General features: G+C 35.4%; 24 protein-coding genes and 2 pseudogenes. 1 reads left to right on the top strand and 25 read right to left on the bottom strand.

Annotation, left to right across the window (positions count from 1 at the left end; translation table 11 throughout):
• Positions 1–112: 112 nt before the first annotated feature.
• The 21 genes and pseudogenes from QF028_RS13090 to QF028_RS13190 all read right to left on the bottom strand — a co-directional run bounded on the left by QF028_RS13090 (position 113) and on the right by QF028_RS13190 (position 17,643).
• Positions 113–382, bottom strand: a complete 270-nt coding sequence (locus tag QF028_RS13090; protein ID WP_429465992.1) for a hypothetical protein — start codon at positions 380–382, stop codon at positions 113–115.
• A 686-nt stretch (positions 383–1,068) separates the two neighbouring features.
• A complete protein-coding gene (gene nagZ, locus QF028_RS13095; RefSeq protein WP_429465994.1) occupies positions 1,069–2,787 on the bottom strand; it encodes a beta-N-acetylhexosaminidase in 1,719 nt (572 codons plus the stop codon).
• Positions 2,788–3,091: 304 nt separating this feature from the next.
• A complete protein-coding gene (locus QF028_RS13100) occupies positions 3,092–3,925 on the bottom strand; it encodes an MFS transporter (RefSeq protein ID WP_429465996.1) in 834 nt (277 codons plus the stop codon).
• Positions 3,926–4,257: 332 nt separating this feature from the next.
• Entirely contained in the window at positions 4,258–5,364 is a 1,107-nt protein-coding gene (locus QF028_RS13105; RefSeq protein WP_429465998.1) for a Ger(x)C family spore germination protein, read from the bottom strand.
• A complete protein-coding gene (locus tag QF028_RS13110) occupies positions 5,354–6,481 on the bottom strand; it encodes a GerAB/ArcD/ProY family transporter (RefSeq protein ID WP_429466000.1) in 1,128 nt (375 codons plus the stop codon). Before QF028_RS13110 ends, QF028_RS13105 begins: the two co-directional genes overlap by 11 nt.
• Positions 6,459–7,973: a spore germination protein gene (locus tag QF028_RS13115; protein WP_429466002.1), complete on the bottom strand. Its 1,515-nt coding sequence runs from the start codon at positions 7,971–7,973 to the stop codon at positions 6,459–6,461. The genes QF028_RS13110 and QF028_RS13115 overlap by 23 nt, the downstream gene beginning before the upstream one ends.
• Before the next feature lie 152 nt (positions 7,974–8,125).
• Positions 8,126–8,674 carry a pyridoxamine 5'-phosphate oxidase family protein gene (locus QF028_RS13120; protein WP_429466004.1) on the bottom strand — a complete coding sequence of 183 codons (549 nt, stop codon included), beginning with the start codon at positions 8,672–8,674 and terminating at the stop codon, positions 8,126–8,128.
• Between the two features lie 650 nt (positions 8,675–9,324).
• Positions 9,325–9,801 carry a DinB family protein gene (locus QF028_RS13125; protein WP_429466005.1) on the bottom strand — a complete coding sequence of 159 codons (477 nt, stop codon included), beginning with the start codon at positions 9,799–9,801 and terminating at the stop codon, positions 9,325–9,327.
• Between the two features lie 138 nt (positions 9,802–9,939).
• Positions 9,940–10,488, bottom strand: coding sequence for a pyridoxamine 5'-phosphate oxidase family protein (locus QF028_RS13130; RefSeq protein WP_429466007.1), 549 nt, complete (start codon positions 10,486–10,488; stop codon positions 9,940–9,942).
• 206 nt (positions 10,489–10,694) lie between these two features.
• The gene (gene ytxJ, locus QF028_RS13135) at positions 10,695–11,036 is read right to left on the bottom strand and encodes a bacillithiol system redox-active protein YtxJ (protein WP_429466009.1); all 342 of its coding nucleotides are present in this window, start codon (positions 11,034–11,036) and stop codon (positions 10,695–10,697) included.
• A 144-nt stretch (positions 11,037–11,180) separates the two neighbouring features.
• On the bottom strand, positions 11,181–12,107 hold the full coding sequence (gene trxB / locus QF028_RS13140; protein WP_429466011.1) for a thioredoxin-disulfide reductase: 927 nt from the start codon (positions 12,105–12,107) through the stop codon (positions 11,181–11,183).
• 39 nt (positions 12,108–12,146) lie between these two features.
• A complete protein-coding gene (gene trxA, locus QF028_RS13145) occupies positions 12,147–12,467 on the bottom strand; it encodes a thioredoxin (RefSeq protein ID WP_429472318.1) in 321 nt (106 codons plus the stop codon).
• 754 nt (positions 12,468–13,221) lie between these two features.
• Positions 13,222–13,815 (bottom strand): TetR/AcrR family transcriptional regulator, encoded by a 594-nt coding sequence (locus QF028_RS13150; RefSeq protein ID WP_429466013.1) that lies wholly within the window; start codon positions 13,813–13,815, stop codon positions 13,222–13,224.
• A 380-nt stretch (positions 13,816–14,195) separates the two neighbouring features.
• A pseudogene (locus QF028_RS13155) lies at positions 14,196–14,291 on the bottom strand (HAD-IB family hydrolase); the annotation flags it as partial.
• Between the two features lie 7 nt (positions 14,292–14,298).
• A complete protein-coding gene (locus QF028_RS13160; RefSeq protein WP_429466015.1) occupies positions 14,299–15,150 on the bottom strand; it encodes a DegV family protein in 852 nt (283 codons plus the stop codon).
• A 397-nt stretch (positions 15,151–15,547) separates the two neighbouring features.
• Positions 15,548–15,676, bottom strand: a complete 129-nt coding sequence (locus QF028_RS13165; RefSeq protein WP_429466017.1) for a hypothetical protein — start codon at positions 15,674–15,676, stop codon at positions 15,548–15,550.
• A 2-nt stretch (positions 15,677–15,678) separates the two neighbouring features.
• Entirely contained in the window at positions 15,679–15,999 is a 321-nt protein-coding gene (locus tag QF028_RS13170) for a DMT family transporter (protein WP_429466019.1), read from the bottom strand.
• 12 nt (positions 16,000–16,011) lie between these two features.
• Positions 16,012–16,530 (bottom strand): hypothetical protein, encoded by a 519-nt coding sequence (locus QF028_RS13175; protein WP_429466021.1) that lies wholly within the window; start codon positions 16,528–16,530, stop codon positions 16,012–16,014.
• 176 nt (positions 16,531–16,706) lie between these two features.
• Positions 16,707–16,874, bottom strand: coding sequence for a hypothetical protein (locus QF028_RS13180; protein ID WP_429466023.1), 168 nt, complete (start codon positions 16,872–16,874; stop codon positions 16,707–16,709).
• Complete coding sequence (locus QF028_RS13185; RefSeq protein ID WP_429466025.1) at positions 16,871–17,308, bottom strand: hypothetical protein; 438 nt, start codon at positions 17,306–17,308, stop codon at positions 16,871–16,873. Before QF028_RS13185 ends, QF028_RS13180 begins: the two co-directional genes overlap by 4 nt.
• 35 nt (positions 17,309–17,343) lie before the next feature.
• Positions 17,344–17,643 carry a hypothetical protein gene (locus tag QF028_RS13190; RefSeq protein WP_429466027.1) on the bottom strand — a complete coding sequence of 100 codons (300 nt, stop codon included), beginning with the start codon at positions 17,641–17,643 and terminating at the stop codon, positions 17,344–17,346.
• A 186-nt stretch (positions 17,644–17,829) separates the two neighbouring features.
• On the opposite strand from QF028_RS13190, the gene QF028_RS13195 reads away from it, so the two are divergent.
• On the top strand, positions 17,830–17,973 hold the full coding sequence (locus QF028_RS13195; RefSeq protein WP_429466028.1) for a hypothetical protein: 144 nt from the start codon (positions 17,830–17,832) through the stop codon (positions 17,971–17,973).
• A gap of 18 nt (positions 17,974–17,991) precedes the next feature.
• Here QF028_RS13195 and QF028_RS13200 read toward each other — a convergent pair whose 3' ends face one another.
• The 4 genes and pseudogenes from QF028_RS13200 to QF028_RS13215 all read right to left on the bottom strand — a co-directional run bounded on the left by QF028_RS13200 (position 17,992) and on the right by QF028_RS13215 (position 21,375).
• Positions 17,992–18,654, bottom strand: coding sequence for a FusB/FusC family EF-G-binding protein (locus tag QF028_RS13200; protein WP_429466030.1), 663 nt, complete (start codon positions 18,652–18,654; stop codon positions 17,992–17,994).
• A gap of 99 nt (positions 18,655–18,753) precedes the next feature.
• The gene (locus QF028_RS13205) at positions 18,754–19,023 is read right to left on the bottom strand and encodes a CD3324 family protein (protein ID WP_429466032.1); all 270 of its coding nucleotides are present in this window, start codon (positions 19,021–19,023) and stop codon (positions 18,754–18,756) included.
• Between the two features lie 242 nt (positions 19,024–19,265).
• Entirely contained in the window at positions 19,266–19,433 is a 168-nt protein-coding gene (locus QF028_RS13210; protein WP_429466034.1) for a hypothetical protein, read from the bottom strand.
• Positions 19,434–19,973: 540 nt separating this feature from the next.
• Positions 19,974–21,375, bottom strand: a pseudogene (locus QF028_RS13215) (IS4 family transposase).
• Positions 21,376–21,631 lie beyond the last annotated feature (256 nt).

The following is a 21,631-nucleotide window of genomic DNA, read 5'->3' on the forward strand; positions in this document are numbered from 1 at the left end:
TTTACCGTGATTTCCCTTCGTTGTCAATATTTTTTGAATATTTTGTACATTAAAATTTTAATTATGAATGGTTTCCCCGCTCTATTTTAAGATGATTATGAAAATACTTGGATCAGCTAAGTTTCCCCTGAAATTGGTCATATTTTTTCATCTCATCGATTGTCTCTTCTATTTCCCTAATAAAATGATCAAATAGTTGAGGGTTCCCTGATTCATTAAAGTTTTGTTTATCGATGGAATTAAGTAAAGTAATTACCCCTTTAAACTTTAAATCATCAAAAAATGGGATTCGGCTTTCCCCGATAATTTCCCCTTTTACTTCAAGCTTCCCTTTGCCATTCTCCAACTTAAATGTGACTTTTTGCGTATTTTCAATTTCCAATTATGGTCACTCCAATACAATATAAGTTTATTTCTTATTTATTTATATTATAGTGCCATAAAGATATTAATTGGATTCAAAAAAAGGAACAACTTTGTACTTTTTCGAATTCTCATAACAAAAGAAAAACCGCTAAACTTAAATAGGATTAGAGTTTAGCGGTTTGAGTTACTTAAACCGATTCATTGGCGTGCTGGGCTGCCTTTTTAGAGAAGTAAAGGGGAATGGAGATATAAAAATACCAAGGAACTCAATAACATGACGAGCAAAAACCAATACAAATGAAGCGGCTGAAAATGCACATATTGCACGATTAAACCTGAAATAGCTGGACCCAGGCCAAAACCAATGTTTACTGTTTCTCCTGACAACTTGATTGCCGAACTCATTTTATCGTGAGAGGTTTGATTTAATAATAGAATGCTAGCAGTACCTGTAAACTGATTTAACCTTTGTAATGATTACTCCCACACTTTTTACTTTTTGCATTGATATCATTCCCAGCTTATTTATACAATGCAAAAAGCCCAGCCAATTCAAAGGAAATAAGCATTTTTCTTTTTTCTTTGAATTGGCTGGGCTATCTTAAATTTAATGAAAACGGTCAGTTTTATATTTTCTGCTAATTGTTAAAAATATTTTTCTAAAATTACCTTACTTTTAAAAAATGTTTTATTACATTTAATTTAACTTGCCATATTATTTTTAGCTAGGGCTGAGTTATATATAGAGTAATGATCAAGAGACAAGATTTGAGTCCTAGTAGAAAAAACAAACTTTAAGGTATGGGTTCCAACTGTATAGCTGATAATTTCTTCCTTGTTACTTGTTTTAACATCTGATTTCGGAGAACCAAAATATTTCTTTATATCCTCTTTGGTTAAGGTTTTTAAACTCGGATCATAAGATCGAATCTCAAACAATTGCTGCCCTTTATTATAAGCCACAACAACATTTTTTTTGCTATATGTGCAATAAGTGCCTTTAGCTGTATCAACATAATCACATTTATCTTCTTTTCCCCAGATCTTTCTTACTTCATCAATTGTGGTGCTTTTTAGATGAAAATCAGAGTTTAGTATCGAACCATCCTTTGCTTTAGTTGCTATATTTAAAAGTAATTTACTCTTTGCTATATTCGTTGTCGTAGTATTTGAAATAGTTGTTGTTAGTTGATAATTTAGATTATTTACATTTACAGGTGAAACTTTATTATTATTAATATGATATTTATGTTTCAAAGTTAAAATCCTGTATACACTCTTATTTATAGTATCTTCTGAAATAGTATGATTTGTCACTGCTGAATAAATACTGTTGTAGACAGTAGCCACATTTTCCATTCCATGACCAACTAAAATAATGTCGCTCCCCGCATTTACAGCCCTTACAGCTGCATCTTTCAACTTGTAGTGCTTTACAATAGCACCCATTGTCATATCATCTGAAATGACAACCCCCCCAAATCCATATTGAATACGCAATAGATTTGTAATAATGGTTTTGGACATAGATGCCGGATAATTAGGATCAATTTTTTGAACTAATATGTGAGCAACCATCACCATATCAGCGTGATTTTTGAAAGCATTGTTAAAAGGAACTAATTCAACCTTTTTTAGTCTTGTAAGATCATTCTTTACTAATGGTAGTTCCAAATGAGAATCAACGGAAGTGTCTCCGTGTCCAGGGAAATGTTTTACAACCGGAATGATTTTCCCAGAACCGATACCTTTCATCATGCTAACTCCTAGTTTTGAAACAACACTGGAATTTGATCCAAATGAACGATCCCCAATAACTGCATTTTTAGGATTACTTTGGATATCTAGAACGGGAGCGAAATCTGTGTTAAATCCGAAAGCTTGCAATTCAGTTGCGATTACCTTACCGATATTAAATGCGTATTTTTCATCATTTTTATTTCCAATGATTCTTGCACTGGGTGTGTTTTTGATTGATGATGGCATTCGGTTTACCCTTCCACCTTCTTGATCGACGGATATAAATAATGGAATCTTATTCTTGCTGTTTGTAGCTTTAATATTATTTGTTAAGTTTACTAATTGAGGAGCATCCTTAACATTCGTTTGATATAGGATTAACCCGCCCAGCTTGTATTTATTAATAAGGGTTTGTGTATTTGTGTTAACAGTTGTACCATCAAAACCTGCGATTATCATTTGCCCGATTTTCTCATTTAAAGTCATCTTTTTTAATTGCTCTTGTATGGGATCTATCTTAGGTGGTAAAGTTGTCTTTTTGCTATCTTTAGTTTGGCTAGTATTCATCTCTTTTTGTTTATCCATTTTATTACTATTATTATTTGTATTATTCTGTGAACAACCATTAATAAGTGTTAATGTACTCAAAATGAACAGCATTTTCATCATCATCTTTTTCATAGTGTTGCTCCTTCCAGTAAAAATCTAATGATTGTTTTTCTATTCGATTTAGACACTATTTTGTACCGTATCTCCATATTTTTGAAATAAATAATCCACCTACTATTGTACCAATTATCCCCTTAAGTTACCGCCAGTTAAAAATAATCCGTTAGCGATATCAGGAGCTTCTGGAGCCGAAAAGGTAATCCAATATTGACTAACATTATTTCCTATAGCAAATAATATTCCCCATAACAAAATCGTTAGCATTATTTCGCTTATATAGTTTTACTAGAAAGTTTGTATTAATTCGTTAATTGAATTAGATTGTTACTGGCTTTTTCTTACGCATCCTTGTAACGGGATTACGCGGCCATGGAGAGAACTGCACCAAGGCCCCCCCGCCTAAAAGCAACAATATTAGCAATCCGGAAATAGAGAGATTGGCGGTGTGAATGACGTTCTTGGTGAATGAAGGAATAAGAGAAAACACAATTCCGCCTAACGTAAACACAGTAAAGATCGGAAGTCCGATAAAAGACCAAAAATGGGAACGAATATCGTCTGGAACACCGAGCGAAATCTTAGCTTTCGCCGGTCTTTGCGCTTGGGAACCCTCGTGTTTCGGTAACATTTCAAGAAATACCAAGGAACTTAATAACATGACGAGCAGAAACCAATACGGCAAATGAAGCGGCTGAAAATGCATATATTGCACGATTAAACCTGAAATAGCTGGACCCAGGCCAAAACCAATGTTTACCGTTATTCCTGACAACTTGATTGCCGTACTCACTTTATTGTGAGAGGTTTGTTTTAATAATAAAGCGCTAGCAGTACCTGTAAAAGCGTCATATGCGATGCCTTCTAAAATCCTTGCTACATAGAGCATCCAGACATCAAAACTCAGAAGAAACATCAATGTCGATACAATCGAGATCCATATACTGTAACGAACGACTCTTTTTAATCCCCAATCGCTCCCCCTGGCTCCTACTATTAGCAAAGTAGGTAGCAAGAAAGCAGCATAGATTGCAAATAGGATCGTAATTTGGAGACTATTTAGCTGATAATACTCACTGTATATAGGAAATAACGATGAAATAAACGTTGCACAACATGACATCATAAGAATAACCCAAAGCATTCTTTTCATTACGTTTCCTACTTTCACAAATTTTATAAATTGTTTAATTAATATTGTTCCAATATATTTTTACTTGCAAAGCAAGTGATTATTAGGCAGTAAATCCAGTAGTTGAAATAACTAACAAAAGAATGCCCGTTCGAGCAATCGGTTTGTCCATGATATCTTAATGATTCCTCCTTTCAAAACAAATTTAGCACATTCAAGAACGTTCGGTCAATAATTATTTTTGAACGTTCATTCTTAAATATGTGGAACCAGTGTAGCTAAAAGAAAAATTTAAATACAATAATAAATTAAATAAAAGACATTCTTGAAAACTGAATGTCTTTTTTCGTTGTTCATTTTGATTTTCCTGTATTAATCAGATCTACTTTTACTTTAACTTTAAAATTCAAGTTTGAGTAAATCTCATTCCATTTCATCTTGTTCCATCTTTCATATGATAAAAGATTACGTACCACCGTTCCTATTCCAATAGGATCTGTCTGAAATTTTTGTAATTTGATTAACAGCTTTTTTGACTTGGTTATTAAATAATTTTCAACCTGTTTTTCCAATTGTCTTTGATACTTTTCTTTACTTAAATCCATTGTACCTGTATATTCAAGGACGCTTCCTTTTAAATCTAATATTACTTCGACCGTCATATTCTTTCTTTTTCCTGTGTTCACTTTTTTATCATTATCAGAATTGATACTACTTAAGAAAAGCTGTTCATTTTTTCCTGACTCTTTATCTTTAATACTAATCATTAAACTGCCATTTTTGATGTCTCCGCTTAAAAAATTAAGGATTAGTGTTTCACTTAAAGTTAGGCGTGTAACATATTGATCTCCTTTAAAAGTACCCAATCCTTTTAATTCAATGTTCTCGCCTTTATATGAGAAAACTGGTAAAACCGGATCAATACCATCGTCGTAATAATCTCTTAAAAAACGATATTTATCAGTATTTAATATTCTATTTTGATTGCCTAATTTCTCCATGAATGTATAAAGATATGCAGCATTATCTGGAATAGAGGGTATCTTTTTTTTAAGAAGTTCTTCTCCTTTTCCCTCCACAATAGCAAATTTAACGCGAGTTCCGAATTCTGGATCCCTTGTAAACGTCTTAACAACATTTATAAGTCCTTTTTTTGAGAGTTCCTCCCCAAAGAGAATCGTACTCTGCCCTCCAACTAGCTTTAAATTTGTTAAATTTTGAAGTTTGATGAAGGTGTCATGAGTTGATTTTCCATTAGCAGTTAGAGTCTGAGTTTCATACCTTCCTTCTTTAGAAACATTGGGAAATAAGACAGTTATTTTTAATGGGTTTTCTTTACTTTCCGACACATCGAAAGCAACAGATTGAAGAATTCCTAAATCTTCAATAATATTACTTGCTGCACAACCTGTTAAAAACAAACAACATAATGCGATCAATACAGTAATTTTAATTTGCATTATCTGTCTCCCTATTAATATGGTTCTTCGGAATTTGAATAAAAAGGATGCATAGCACAAAAATAGGTAATGCCCAAGCTATACCAATTGCACAATAACTCAGCCACTTTAACCACTTTTCGACACCCACCACGGAATCTGGGACCAATGCAAGGATAAAACCACTTGCTAGTATTATGAATATCCAAAAATTAGGCTTAATACTTTTAATCATATTTCCAAAAATTTGCTGAGATCCCCAGAAATATATTACCATCATTGATAATATCTTGAATGCAAAAACGGAAAAGCAGAGATTTTCGGCTCGCGAAAGGAAAGCAACTTCTGTATATTCAAACAATGTCATAACTGGGTATTTATCATTTAATATTTGATCGAAACTAAAAAATCCAAAGCACATAAAGAGGATAATGAAATTGGCTGACATGGACAAAAAATTTCCAATAAAAAGAGCCTTTGTCCATTTTTTTTCTACCATAGGGAAAAATAGAATGGAAACTTCAATACCCAAAAAAGCTGAATAAACCTGAAGTGCCCCCTTGAAATAATCTGTTTTTCCTTTAAAAAAGAAAGTAGTAAAACGTGCAAAATCAAATTCTGGAAAAAGATAAAAAATCAAAAAAATCATCGGAGTCACGAAGCAGAATAAAACCGCAATTGCTTTAGCGATGTTGTAGATTCCACCTCTTAATAATTGAAAACCAAGAAAAGTAAATAAAATGATAAAAATAGAGACTGGTAAAGCTGGAAAAAAAAACAATTTCATAATGAAGATATATTCCCTCATAGTCATGCTTGCTATTCCGATCCAAACACCAATGATAAACAAATAGATGGGCACCATTACCCATTTGGGAACCGTCGCCTCAATGATTTGAAAAATTGACCTTCCTTTACCCAGCTTATAAATGAACGCAATCATCATAAGATTAATATTAACGAGTACGAAAATGAAAATAAAACTTAACCAGCCATTTGTTCCGAAATATTCAGCAGACAGTCGAGGTAAACTATACACGACGAGACCAATTTGACACATATGGAGTAGTATAGATAGTTGAAGTGGATGGAGTCGTTCCTTCATATGATCACCTTTAATTCCTCTCTTTTTCACCATCGTTTTGCATCGTTGGTTGTCCCTTCTTTATTTTATAAAAAGGCCCTCTCACAATACTATCCATCCAATCTTTGAAAAAGGTAGGAGAAATTGGCATAAAATAAGGTGAAGATAAATTTGTTAACCCAGTTAAGTGGATGGTTAATATTCCTAAAGTAAAAAAAATCCCAACATTCCCCAAAAAACCTGCCATTAAAATAAATAGGAACCGAACGATTCTAATAGAAGCACTCATAATGTAACTTGGGACTATAAATGAAGAAATGGCCGATACAGCTACAACTATTATTAAGATATTACTTGTAATTCCAGCATCAACAGCTGCTTGGCCAATCACAATACCTCCAACAATTCCAATTGTTTGACCAATTTTGGTAGGCAGTCTCGCACCCGCCTCCCTTAGGAGTTCAATTACTATTTCTAACAATATAGCTTCAAAGATAGGCGGAAAAGGTACTCTACTCCTAGATTGCATAATGCTTTGAAGTAGGGATTGAGGAATCATTTCGTAATGATATGTACATATAGAGACATAAAAAGCCGTGAGTATTAATGTAATAAATAAGGCTAAATATCGAAGAATCCTAACCCCTGTTCCTATAATCCAACGCTGATTATAGTCATCTGGTGACTCAAAAAAATCAAAGAAATTAGAAGGAGTACAAAAAATGTTTGGACTATCATCGACAAGTCCGATTATCTTTCCAGCATATAGTTTTGTCACAGCTATATCTGGTCTTTCAGTGGTATAAAATTGCGGGAATGGTGAAAGTTGATGATCATCAATTATTTGAATCAAAACATTGGTGTCAGTTATGGAATCAACTTTAACTGACTGAATCCTCTCTTTTAGATGATTCACAATGTCCATATTTGCAATACCCTCAATATAGATTAAAAGAACTTTTGTTTTTGAAATTTCCCCAACAGATAACTTAATCATTTTTAAGCGAGGACTTCTGACTCTTCTTCTAATCAACGAAACGTTCGTTTTTAATGCCTCATTAAAGGAATCATGAGGCCCATTTATTACAGTTTCCGTTTCAGATTGTGAAATGGAACGTTCCTCGAATCCAGATACATTTATTAAATAGATATTCTCCCCAGCGAACATAGACACATTACCATCTAATATTCCATTTATTACATCTTCTTGATTATTTTCTCGTTTAAACAGTGATTGTTGAAAAGATTTTTCTAAATTATCGAATGACATTTCTCTTAAGGGTGAAAGTATTTCCCACTCTAATGTTTTTGAATCTACTAATGAGTTTAAATATATAATGTGAATTTCATCCTGATTAAATGAACGATGGACAAGGTCGAAACAATCCTCTAATTCTGCAAGTGTCTTTTCAAAAGTTGCTTCTGAAATTGTTTCTTCATTAGAAGCTTGTTTATTACTATTCAAATGATGCGTATTATGTAAATTAACAAAATCTGTATCCTTTTGTAAAAAAATCTTTTTTACAATTGTCCGAAAGCGACCCATTCAAGTTCCTTCCTTTTTAAACCAATATTATTTATAACATTTACCATTATTCTACAAATATGTATTTAGACACCTTGCAAAATAGATAATCTGGTTATTCGGTCACCACCTGAACGGGATTCAAGTATCGCCTGAAATTGTACCTCGTTCCGTTACGCCCGGTCGGTATGAATGGTCCTACCTTCATAGAACATACGATCTAGAATCACTTCTTTCTCTTTGGCAGAAACGGAAGATGCGGTTAATTTATAGATGAAAGTTTTACTACCTAAGGGGGAAACATATCGTTCCAAATGACTCTTTCCCAGCGGTCGATCATAATAACCTGGCACATATTTGTTCAGCATGACCTGCATGGCTTCTGTTGCCTCGTTTATATCGGTTACACGAAGCAAGGATCCTTCGATGATAACACTCATATAGGCTGTATCTGTTTTGGCGGGTATCGGACTGGTAATTGTCCCATAATTCGCGCTTACGGTGAAACAGGCCAGAGGGTTATTCTCGATGTAAGTTGCTTTTCTTCCTTCTTCTGATCCATGAAAATAGATGGCGTCATTCAGCCAAACAAAATTGAGTGGAATGACATATGGGACATCTTCTGAAGATAAGCCGAGAAATCCAGTTTGGGCATTTTCTAGAAAGTGCTGGATTTTGTCGGTATCAGTACAATTGCGTTTCTGATTGCGAATGAGAAACATCTTAATTATCTCCTCTTAAAGATTTATGAAATAACTATTAGGGTGTATTTAAAGCTTGATAAAAATTCAAGGAAGTTTGAGTATGATTTAAAGTTCTCCATATTTGTGAAACGAAAGAATAAAAATGCAGCCCCACCTTTATAGGGGCTGCGTTACTTTCACTTGTTCATTTTTAATTCAGCATAAATTTCCCTTTTGTTAACAAAATTAATCAATGCTCATATTACCCTAGACTCTGCTATACGAATTCTATACCTTGTCCGATTTCAATTGTACAAGGTGTTTTCGAACATGATGAACACGGTATCCAATAATTATCTGAAAGTGAACAGCAATGCACTGCATCGGCATATCCTACTGTCTAAAAAGGAAATCTAAAACGATTCACTTGGCTCGACGATCCAGCCATCCCGAGTCGTCAGGAGCGATTGGGACCGACATCCTTTGGCCAGCCCCTGGCGGACCGTCGAGTGACTTTGACAGTGATCTTGTTGGTACTTTAGCCTAGTTCTGAAAACAGCCGTTCACGTAGAACATCGCCATGTGAGCGGGATTCCACCTGATTCCGATTTAGAAGAGATTGTACCTTTTCCTATTTATCTAACACTTTCGATAACCTCCCATAGAGAGGTTTTTCTCACTTTCGGTTGTTACTGGGATAACATTTTTTTGTAAGCTGTGATGATTCCAAAATGTAATCCTTCATGATACAAATTATAAGTGAGTAATTCCTTTGGACTATGCAAATCAAGTCCCGTTGACGTTGTAAGAACAGGTGTGCTTTCGTCCAAGCGGCCAGTCAGTACCTCGCGAACTCGCTCATACTGCTCCTTTAAAAGGCTCTCGAGCTCCGGTAATGTCGGCATTGGGACCATCTTGTCAAGATCGTCCAGTGGCGATGTACCGGTTATAAAACGCTCCATAAACCCTTCCGGCAGATTCATAGGAAGCTTTAATTGTAAAAACGCCAATATTTCAGTAGCAGTATAGATGTGTCCTAGTTGCCAACGGATATTATTGCGGAAATTTGCAGGAATTCGATCTGCTAACTCCTCCGTTACGCCCTCCATAGCTTTTAATGTTTGAGTTCTGTTGAATGCTAAGTGGTCAAATAGATTTTTTTCCATTTCAATTCCTCCTAAAAATTTTATATGCTCAATTTGAAATTCAATTTATGGTACAGAAATTAAACGTTTGCTTTTCAACATTAAATTATTACTTGAAAAATGATTTAGCCAAAAGTTTAATTGTATTCCTCAACTCTCTTACGCCCGATCGGTATGAATGGTCCTACCTTCATAAAACATACGATCTAGTATCACTTCTTTCTCCTTAGCCGAAAGAGAATCTGCGTTTAACTTGTAGATAGCGGTTTTACTACCTAAAGGGGAAACATATCGCTCCAAATGACTCTTCCCTAGCGATCGTTCATAATAACCTGGCACATATTTATTCAGCATGACCTGCATTGCTTCCGTTGCCTCATTTATATCAGTTACTCGAAGTAGGGATCCTTCGATTATAACGCTCATATATGCTGTATCCGTTTTTGCAGGAATCGGACTGGTAATTGTCCCATAATTCGCGCTTACAGTGAAGCAGGCCATAGGGTTTTTCTCGATGTAAGTCACTTTTCTTCCTTCATCTGCCCCATGAAAATAGATGGCGTCGTTCAGCCAAACAAAATTGAGTGGAATGACATATGGGACGTCTTCTGAAGATAAGCCTAGAAATCCAGTATCGGCATGCTCTAGAAAGTGCTGGATTTTATCAGTATCAGTACAATTGCGTTTTTGATTGCGAATCGGAAACATAGTAATCTTCTCCTTTTTTAGTGGTTTGATATAACTATGAGTGTTGTATTTCATTACTTCACAAATCAACTTCATAGGGCGCGTTACATAAAACAATTGATTTTATACTGCAACACTAAACTACAATCCCGCCCATTTAGTAAAATATCCACTCAGTTCAAACTTCTCCATATTCTGTAATTATTTATTTTTAAAGGTTTCTAAGATTAATCCAATACAGCTGTCATATGTTTTTTCGTTGCCGACCAATGCGAAGTATTCCAAATGGATTTTTTATTTTTGAAAAATATTATTTGTGGCGAGGCATGCTTAATGGCAAGATCTTCCTCAATCCGATTAGATACTGGACGCGATTCAATGACTTTCACCATGTAGTAATCAACATCACTATTTGGCTTATCTGCCAGGTATTCCTCATATTCTTCCATTGCACTCGCGCTTACTGGACAAGTTGTACTATATTTCAGAACCACCGCCGGTTTCTCAGCAGAACGATTAAATACCTCTTCCCATTCTTCGAGTGTCGTTAATTCTTTCCAATTCAACATATAAATTCCTCCTCTATGATTAACTAAATTAATACGATGGTTACAAAGCGAACTACAACATGTTATCTTATTTCCTTGAATAGTCAGCTTCTTCTTCACTACACTGACTGGACTGACATTTTTTATGAATGCCCATTGCAGATATCATTGTTCTAATGATTCCATGAATTTTTCACTATCAATCGCTGCCATGCTACCACTTCCTGCTGCAGTGATAGCTTGTCGGTAACGGCTGTCCTGTACATCGCCACATGCAAATACTCCTGGAATATTTGTCTCGGTTGTGCCGGGTTTAGTTAAGATATATCCATTATCATCCGTATTAATTTGTCCAATAAGGAAACTTGTATTGGGATGATGACCAACTGCTACAAAAATCCCATTTGCTTGGATAACTTCTACTTTACCTGTTGAATTATTTAACACTTTCAATCCAGTTACACCACTTTCATCAATGACTACTTCAACTGGGGTCTTATCTAATGACCATCTGATTTTTTCGTTAGAGCGAGCGCGATCCTGCATGATTTTTGAAGCTCTTAATTCTTTACGTCGGTGAACTAAGGTTACTTTGGATGCAAAACGCGTCAAAAAGTTTGCTTCTTCCAATGCAGAATCCCCACCTCCAACTACTATTATTTCTTTGTCTCTAAAGAAGAAACCATCACATGTTGCACAAGTGCTAATGCCTCGACCAATATTTTCTTTTTCATTTGGAATTCCTAAATATTTAGCGCTTGCTCCTGTTGAGATAATAAGGGTTTCACTTACAATTTCTCCCTTACCCTCTACTTGTAATTTAAATGGACGCTTCGACAAATCCACACTTTTCACCCAACCTGTATAAAATTCAGCTCCGAAGCGCTCTGCTTGTTTTCGCATATTTTCCATTAATTCAGTACCCGTGATTCCTTCAGGAAAACCCGGAAAATTTTCAACTTCAGTCGTTGTTGTTAACTGTCCTCCTGGTTCAGGTCCTTCAATCACAAGGGGCCTCATATTGGCACGAGCTAAGTAGATTGCTGCAGTCAATCCAGCAGGGCCTGTACCAACGATAACTGATTTATACATTTTTATTCCTCCTATTATGAATTTCTATAAGCCTTCGATTTAATTATTAACAAGTTTTAATATTTTTTCTTTTAGTACATCCTTTTGATTTACTCCTACCATCGTATCGACCACCTTGCCATCCTTAAACAGTAGCAATGTCGGAATACTTCTTATGCCAAATTGTGAAGTTAATTCATGTTCTTCGTCTGCATTTACTTTTGCAATTGTCGCTTGAACTTTCATTTCTCCCCCTAATTCTTCTACTATAGGAAGTTGAACTTTACATGGTCCACACCACGGAGCCCAAAAATCAACCAATGTCACTCCTGTTTGAACGTGGTTTTGAAAAGTCTCTTTTGTTAGTTCTATCGCACCCATAAATATATCCTTCTTAATTATATTAGCTATGTTAATCATTTCCCCTTTGAAAACCATTTCATGATCCCTCCCTTCGCAAAACAAATTTAACACATTTAAGAACGATCGGTCAAGAATTATTTTTGAACGACCGTTCTTAAATGTGTAGAACCAGTGTAACTGACACCTGTATTGGTATGAATATGAACTACCTTGTTGGTGTAAAGAAAGTAGATGGTGAAATATTATATTTAAAATTGATGCTAAAAGCGGAGTTGAGTATCAAAGTTTAGAAGGTTTTCCACACTTACAGAGGGGATAATCATTGATAAAGATTAGCGACTTCGATATTAGAATCGATAGTTAATGTAATGGAAAGTCGATATCTTACATTTAGAGAAAAAATCGTAAGGCGTGTGCGCCTCACGATTTTTTTAGGGTCTATTCACTATCATGCATTCATTAATTTGTTCAACTAAAGGGAAATGAAAAATGAACAAAAAAGAAAGAAATGCAGCCCCTATAAAAGTTAGGGCCGCATTTTAATAATAAATAAAGGCTTTCGTTGCTCGAATATGAAGAACTTTAAATTATACTCAGACCTCCTTAAATTTCAACCAAGCTTTAAGGACACGCTCATAGTTTTATCATAAACCACGTAAAAAGAGATGAATATGATGTTTCCCATTCGTAATGCGATTAATTTATAGATGGCGGTTTTACTACCTCTGGGGGAAACATACCGTTCCAAATTACCCTGCTCCCCACGAACCATTCATTCCAATACCGACATATTCATATCAATAATTTGGCGTAATTTTTCCCTGTCCGAAATAGTCTTAACCATAACACGAAGTCCTATTAATGCATTTATAAAATAATAAGACAGCCCTTCCGCATTGAGTGTCTTGGAGAATTCTCCCGATTGTTGGCCTTCCACAATCAGGTCACGTATAAACTGTTCTGTATTGGTCCATCTCAGATGAACCCAATCTATGGCCTCAGAATCATGTTTTGCCAACTCAACCGCGGTATTCACTAAGAAGCAGCCCTGTGAGTTTGTTGCGATACCAGGAAAATCTTCTTGCTGTTGGATTGCCATTTCAAAAAACACTCGGATTGCTTCCTTGGCAGAACGGGTATCAGCCATACGTCGCTTAACCGATTGCTCCAACATTTCACTATAGCGTTTCAATGTTTTGAAGTACAAGGATTGTTTATCGCCAAAAGTATCATAAATGCTCCCTTTATGAACCCCCATATGTGAGACCAGTTCCTGCATGGATGTCTTCTCATAACCTTGTTCCCAGAATAACCGCATGGCTTTAAGCAGAGCGGCATCTTCATCGAATTCCTTTTTCCGTGCCATCTCAATTCTACCTCCTTAATATGTGGTACCAGTGTAACTGACACCATCAAAATATATATGAGGATCTCTAAGTCCCCTAACCTGCGTCTACGAATGATTCTTATAATAAAAAAATGGAAAACTTATCTAATTATTTGAAAATTAATTATTTTTGTTATTTTTTTACAATCGATAGTTATAAATATAATACCATAAATAAATTATTAAGTATTATTCTACTATCCTGCTTCGTTAGTTGAAGAAGAAAAGCTTTATTAACATAACTTCTGTACCGCTAGCGACCACCTTGAGGGATATTATTATTTAGACAAAGGCAAAAAGCCACCAAACATTTTCAACAACCCAATCTACTAAATTCGTTACTTAATTATTTACCATTTCTAATGATTAGCTACTTCTAAAAGTCGAGGTTCTGGGTTAACAGCAACAGGATTTCCTACTAATTCAAGAACATTTAAATCCGTGTAACTGTCCCCACTGTCCCTACACTTCTAAGCCTGCAATTCCGATGCCGCCAGGTCCAGCATGAGTAGAGATCATTGCACCGGCTTGAATCCACTTTACATTTTTGAAACCAGATTCTTTTACGATTTCATCCATCCTCTGCTTGATCGTTTCATCGAGTCCGATAGAGTAAATAAGATAAAGTTGTCCTCTATCAATGTCATATTGATTTAAATAATCTCGGATGAGTTTTTCTGAAACAGCTTCCATTTTCCCACGATATTTTTTTGTTGAAACAAGTTTTCCATCAATTAGTTCAATACGCGGCTTTATTTTTAACAAAGCCCCTCCTAGATATGCTAGATTACTTACACGTCCTCCTGCTCTTAAAAATTCTAAGCTGCCGGGAACGAAAGCCAGTTTTGATTTAGGAATCTTTGATTCAATCTTCTCTACTAAGCGAACCGGTTCAATCAAGGGTTCATTCTCTAACAAGTTAACCGCATACATCACAATCGCAGTTAATCCACCTGTAACGTTCAAAGCATCAATTAAATAGATATCATTCAATTCTTCCGCTGCGATGATCGCATTTTGGAAAGAAGAAGATGCCTTTGACGTATAACCAATATGTATGATGATGCAATCAGGAAAATCATCTTTTATCTTCGTGAAAAATTCAAGATATTCATGGGAGTTTGTGGACGTTGTAGAGGGTATTGTTTTTGTCCGCTCGTAATACTCATAAATATCCGTAACAGGTAACGTACCATCAAAATAATCCTGCCCATCCATGATCACGTGCATCGGGACCACTTGAACATTATGTTTTTCAGCTAATTCCTCTGGTAAATCCGCACCACTCTCTGTCGACAAAATCAGTCTTTTCATAAATGTCCTCCACTTCTATATAAAAAGCCGTTACTATTCGTTCTGCATTTTTAAGTTCTACTCTACTATACATCAAAGATTATCACTAGTAGGGAAGTAATTCTTCACACACTAACATAAAAATAGACGTTAAGCGCTGCTTAACGTCTATTTACGGAAAACTGAAAAATGACTTTTTCAAAGCGAATAAGTTTAATTAACCCTCACTATAAAGCGACTACTGCTGAACAATGTTACCTTGTTCAGTGATGTAGATGGCTTTCCAGACCAAGGGGACGGTTCTGGCGGCTTTTATATCGTAAATTTAGTTAATTAAAATAAATAATCCCTGAATTACCGCGATTGTTTCAGGGATTTATTTCAATGTTTTTCTTTCACCGAGCTTTAATTCAATAACTCAAAACCATTTACTATTCCCTTTAAATATCAAAAACAACGAGATGAGTAATAAGATTAGACCTCTGATGCGGTACGAATCAATTGGTATTGGTTGTTTGATGAAGATCCCAAAGTGATCAAGTGTCACACTTATAAATAACTGTCCAACATTTCAGCTGTAATCGCTGAAGCCACTCCAATTTTAGGTACTACGGCTACCATAATCGTTACATATCCAACACCAAGGGCTCCACCTATTAGTTGCCATTTCGGAACGGTTGTTACTTTTAATAAATCTCCTTTACCTAGAAAAATAGCAAGTAATAAGAGAATGATTGTTCCGATAAAAAACGAAACAAAACTACCTTCGATAACGCCAATCCTTTTTCCCAACACACCATTTATTCCTGCTTGTGTTCCTATTAAAGTCCCGCCGATTATGGCTAATAATAAATAAATAAACATGTACATCTTTATACCACCTTATTGATCACTAGTTAAAATTCTTAGGGTGTCTTCCAAATTTCGAAGGTTTCTTTTTAAATTATTGTATGAACTCCATTTTTCCCCGAAAGAAGAAATCGTTTCCTTGAATCTTCGATAATCAAATACTTTTCTTTCATCAAGCTCCATTTCAATTTCGAATCTCACTTGTTCCAAGGACTTTAATAATTTCGTAGGTACCGGTCCTACGTTTTCCTTTTCTACAAGTAAATGATAGTCTTCTATTTCCTCAATAAAATGCTTTAAATGGTAGTGTTTAATAGACTCATCTAGATTCATTAGAACTTTGAGGACTAAATCTAAAACAAATTTATTAATAATAGCGGATAGTTCTAATATGTATCCATTAATATCCTCTACCGTTTTACTTACATTAATCGTTTGGCCTCTATTGCTAGTTACTTTTGCTAGAGTTTGATGAGAAACAACTAGCACATGGTACGTATGAGATTCCCGTGATTTTTTTGCATTATAGAGGGCATCACCGATTTGAAGCAATTTCTTATCATAGAAAGTTGATTGCTGGCCAGTAACCTTTTCGAGAAATTCTACAAATTTTTTCCTTAGATCGGGTTCGAGTCTTTCGCGTAAAAAATTGCAAAGCTTTGCATGTGACTCAGAAATATCCCTGACTGTGCCTGTTCTCTATATCCTTCTTCGTCGGCTAAATAGATCTACATCAACGCACCCGTTAAAATATAATGAGAGTAATATCCTGCGGTTACGGACCAGCAGTGTGTATTGTTTTTATATAAATCTTCAGACACGGTCCAATCATACCAGCCCGCGGTTAAATAGGAAAATAGCATTTCAGACCACTCAGTTTCTTTCCAGAAATTCAATGGATTTTCACCTCTACTTGGCTACGTATATAGTTTTTATATTTAGTTCTCATCCATTTGTTCATCTGTGCATAATCCATTTGATGAACCAGTCTGCGGGTGCTTTTGTATTTCCTGCCAAAAATATCTTTCTTCAGTTTTGATAGTTTTTCAGCTTCTTTTAAAAAGTATTCTGCCATCTGCATAGTATCTTCAAGTACTTTTTCTAGGTTCCACTCATTTTGTCTCCTTCTCGCAACAAAATGAATGTCTAGTCCGTCAACGTCATGAAAATACCATTCATAATTTAATTTCAAGTTATCCTTAATTTCATTGAATAGAATACAAAACCAGATGGCATTTTGTTTACCACAAAAAGTAATACATGGTCTACCCTTCCCATGGCCATCACAGCTCATGATTGTGACGATGCCTGCTGCACTTAACGCTTTCACAAATAATGCAACACCTGTTTCAAGGATAAACGTATTCACTTTAGGTCCGTGATTTCTAGTTGTGAAATATCTCCAGCTCCTCCATGCATTGCCTCCACCTGCTTCTTGCTGAACACTATACCAAATGAGTTGATCCAGGTCTTTTTAGTTATATCACCATCTAATAAATATATTTTTCTCCCGTCCACTCTGACAGCTATGTTTACCTTCTTAAACATCTCTTCTAATTCACTTAGTTCCTCTTCATGATTTCCTCTACTAAAATAAATATGATCATCCATTTTTGTAATTAAAAACCCTCTCAAACTTAGGGCATGAGCTAATTGATCAAGCAATCTTATCAACTCCTATCCGAATTTAAAACACCATTTTAATTAAATTCAACAAAACCATACCTATTCCTTTAATTTTAGTAATAGATCAAATCACTAGTTTAAGATCTTTTTTATTAATCAAGTATGTATACATATGAATTGGTAAAAGCTGATCCGGATAAAATTTCAAAGGAGTTGAGTTGGAAAATGAATTATTGGATTATCATAACTCCAGAAGGTATTACTACTTCACCAACAGACGTAATGAATGATAACTTTCAGGTACTTGGTTTCGTCGATACGATTTCAGAAGTAGCTGCTGTCGAGAAACTAAAAAATAAAGGAAAATAAAAAACTGTCCCATATTTCTTACAGGACAGTTTTTTCTCCCAACGATTCTTTAAGGAAAGTGGTTAAATAATCGACATTGGTAATGTTCTTGTTACATTCTGTGCTATCAAAGCAAATATAGTTTCCGATCGCTTTATAGTAATCAGGATTTTTAGCCTTTTTTTCTTTTGTAACAGTGGAGATATAGGCAACCTGGCCAAATCGATTACAGAAGGAACAGATATTATCCTTATTTAGCAATGTATATTTGCATTCAATTCCAACCATTTTCCCCTCTAATTCAAACATAATAAACTTCTTATTAGTGCTGATATCCACCCAGCTTAAATATGTAAGCTGATGTAGATTCATTTTGTCTAAATCAGGGAGTTTTAATTTTTTATTTTTGGGAAACATCTTTTTCATTTGTGCTTCAGAGATCTTTGGAAATGGTAGCAAATAGACATGAAGTTGCTGAATGTATTTGTTATATTCCTGGTCGGTTTTAAGTGTAGAAAGATCTAACATTTCCTTTTGCTCATCCATTGCATTTGGAAAGAGTGCCATTATTTTCAAGTTTGCTATATCCTTAACGGCCTGAATTACATTTGGGGACGCATTTTTTTTGTAGCTATCTTTAATCAGGGCTACCTGATTATGAATAAAATTAAAGTCAGCGTTCTTTATATATTTTTCGGTCATACTTTCACCATCCTTAGATTTATTTTAAATAATAACTCTGGCTGGGAAAATGTAAAATTCAACTTAGAAATGTTCTTAACATAAAAAAGCACGGAGAAATCATCCGTGCTTTGAATACACTATTTTTTTGATTGTTTCTATTGAAAGGAAATATTCATGCGCTAATTCCTGAATACTTGTGCCGCTAGTAAAGGCGCTTTTTATATTGGAATTGCGCTGATTAAGGAGCTTTCTTCCACCGCTAAGGCTACCCCATTTTCGATAAGTCGTTTCCGGCTTAGGGATATAAATAGTTTCCCCCTGTACATATTTTTGAATTTCTCTAATAAGTTTCTCAGGTAAAATGTTGCTTGCATTTACATATTTCATGACTGCCAGCCCCTTATTTTTTAATGATTAAATAAGGTGCAAAGCCAAGAGATGAAATAGGCGATAAGAATTTAATTTAGTTTTGCCCCATGCAAAGTATCGCCTTTTCCATATTAGGCTTTGCATGAGTGGCAGAAGTACCAGACAATCTCGAAGGATTCTCCAATGTTAAGCACCCCCTTCTTGACACTATTATAACAAATGCAATCAGGGTGATGAATATTACTTTTGTTAATTTATTGTTAGAACCTGCCACATTTAATGGTTTTACGAAAACTATTGTGCAGTGTAAACAATCGAAAATCTTTTTCTCCGTTGCAATCTATTTTAATGGTAGCAGTATAATCCCCTTCCATTTCAAATTTATCTTGTCCAACATACACACTATTCCCGGTTTCTTGCATTTTCATAGAAATACCTCCATGACTCATCCCTTACATATCCAAATCTGCGCTTACCTTCGCACCTTTTACTGGTTTACCAGACTTATGAAAACCCAATGAGCCAGGTTAAACAGACAGCTGTCATCCATCAAATTATTTACAAAATCAAGATATTACAACATGGATAAACACCTTGCTATTCTTTAATTACGATGAAAAAGAGGTTCACGATTGGTCGGATAAACAGCATAGTAAAACGGATTACGAATAAAGAGCAGTTACAACAGTTTTTTATAAATGAACTTACATCCAAAAATAGAATATATGGAGATTTTCAGCTTCAAAATATAAAGCATCTTATCGAAAACGTTCATTATATTTAAGTTTGCGAGAATTTAAGAGTAATCTCCGTGAGGAAACAAAGTAATGGGGGTCAGACCCCATGCCCATCAAGCTAACAAAGTAAATTACTAGATACGAAATGATCCTAGTTTCAAAACTAGCGAGTGATGGAAAAGTAAGCATGCCAAAGAAGCCTATTAAAACGTGATTTTTTCGCTAGGCAGCTTATCTATGCTTCACCGTCGTTTCGTACACAACTCCTAGAATATCAAAGACGGTCATCTTCTTATACCGATGACATTTACGACCGTTCTTTTTTAGCAGCTGATAAAGTCGATGCAGAATTTTCAAAAGTTCTTCTGTGCCAACTGCTATCGCTTGAAACAGTAACGGAAAGTAATCTTTAATCATATAAATCGCTTTGTATTCACTCAGCTCCTGCTTTTTCTTTTTAAGCAGAAGCTGTCGCATTTGAAACATCGTAGAAGAACAGAGGAGAATGCCAATGAGTTGTCCATATAAATGGCACTCTAGGCGTTCTCTTTTCATATTTTTACATTCATCAATTTCAAAGAATGACTTCCAAGTTTTAAACAAAATCTCAATCTGCCAACGAAGTGAATACAATGAATACACGTAGTTCGTCGGTACTTCTTCTAGCGACGTGTTCGTGATATATACATTCATGCCCATTAAACGTTTACTTTTATCCTTCATGACAATGCCTTTCTTCTTTTCACGTATCGCTTGGTTTTTAAGCGTGTTTGCGTTTGATTATCGGTTAAACGATGGATAATGACACGTGCTGGAAGCTTCTGATTTTGGCCAATGTATGCCACGGGGATTTCCATCGTTTCACCAGGGGTTAGACCAGACATCATTTGTGTCATATCAAGCTGGATGTATTCTGTTTGCTTTTTTAACGTTCCATTGTTGAAGTATTCTGGCTCAGGATTCTTGGTATATATGCGTGTATTCAGCTTCAACCGCGAGATATAGTAAGCCTCTTTATCATGAATGGCTTGTAAGTCTCCTAAATCGAAGTAACCAAGATCACGCAAACACAAATCGCCCGCCTCTACGGTTTCAAGGCAGGTGGTACCGTATGTTTTATCATTATTCTTTCCTGGTCCAAGCTGCACGTTAAGAAATTGACCACTCAGTAAATCATATTCCAATTGGATTTTCACGCCTGCCGTATTACTACTCCCACCTGAACCTTGATAGTCAGTGGCGAAATGATCAGGCAGTTGAAACACTGTCGCATCTAAAATACGGATACGATTGAAAGTAGAGATCATGTGTGCAGAAAGCGATTGATTTGAACAGAGTTTTTGTGTGAGAAGAGAAGTAAAGACTTCTCGAAGAAATGCGACAGCTGCTGGATTAAAGCGTTGATTCAACCCTTCTGAGCTCATCAGTACCCCAGTGGAAGCTTCTAACTGACTGCACAATTGTATAAGTGATGTGCTAGCGATTTCTTGACTGAGCCATACGCAAAGGGCAATAAGTTCGTTCGCTGTACAAAGCCAACTTGTTTGGCGATATCTTGTAGGACTACTGGAGATAAAAAGTATTGTAGCTCTTGTGCGAAAAGATTTAGTTCATTTGAAATGATAGGATTCATCAAAACGCCATCCTTTCTCGTAAACTTCTTACGATAAGCATAGCGTTTTTTCATTTTGAGGGTATGATTTTAACTTCGCTTGATGGGCATGTGGTGATACCCTAATAACAAGAAAAGCAGCAGACACTACCACACACAAAACATAGAGATAGAGATTAATCTATTCATATGTTTTCACCTTTTTAATGGGTATTAAAAAGGCATCAAGGTTTTGATATGCTCCCGATAAAGTAGACAGATGAAATAATAAAAATCT

The sequence above is a fragment of the Neobacillus sp. B4I6 genome (genome assembly GCF_050434045.1).
Classification (GTDB): Bacteria; Bacillota; Bacilli; order Bacillales; family Cytobacillaceae; genus Neobacillus.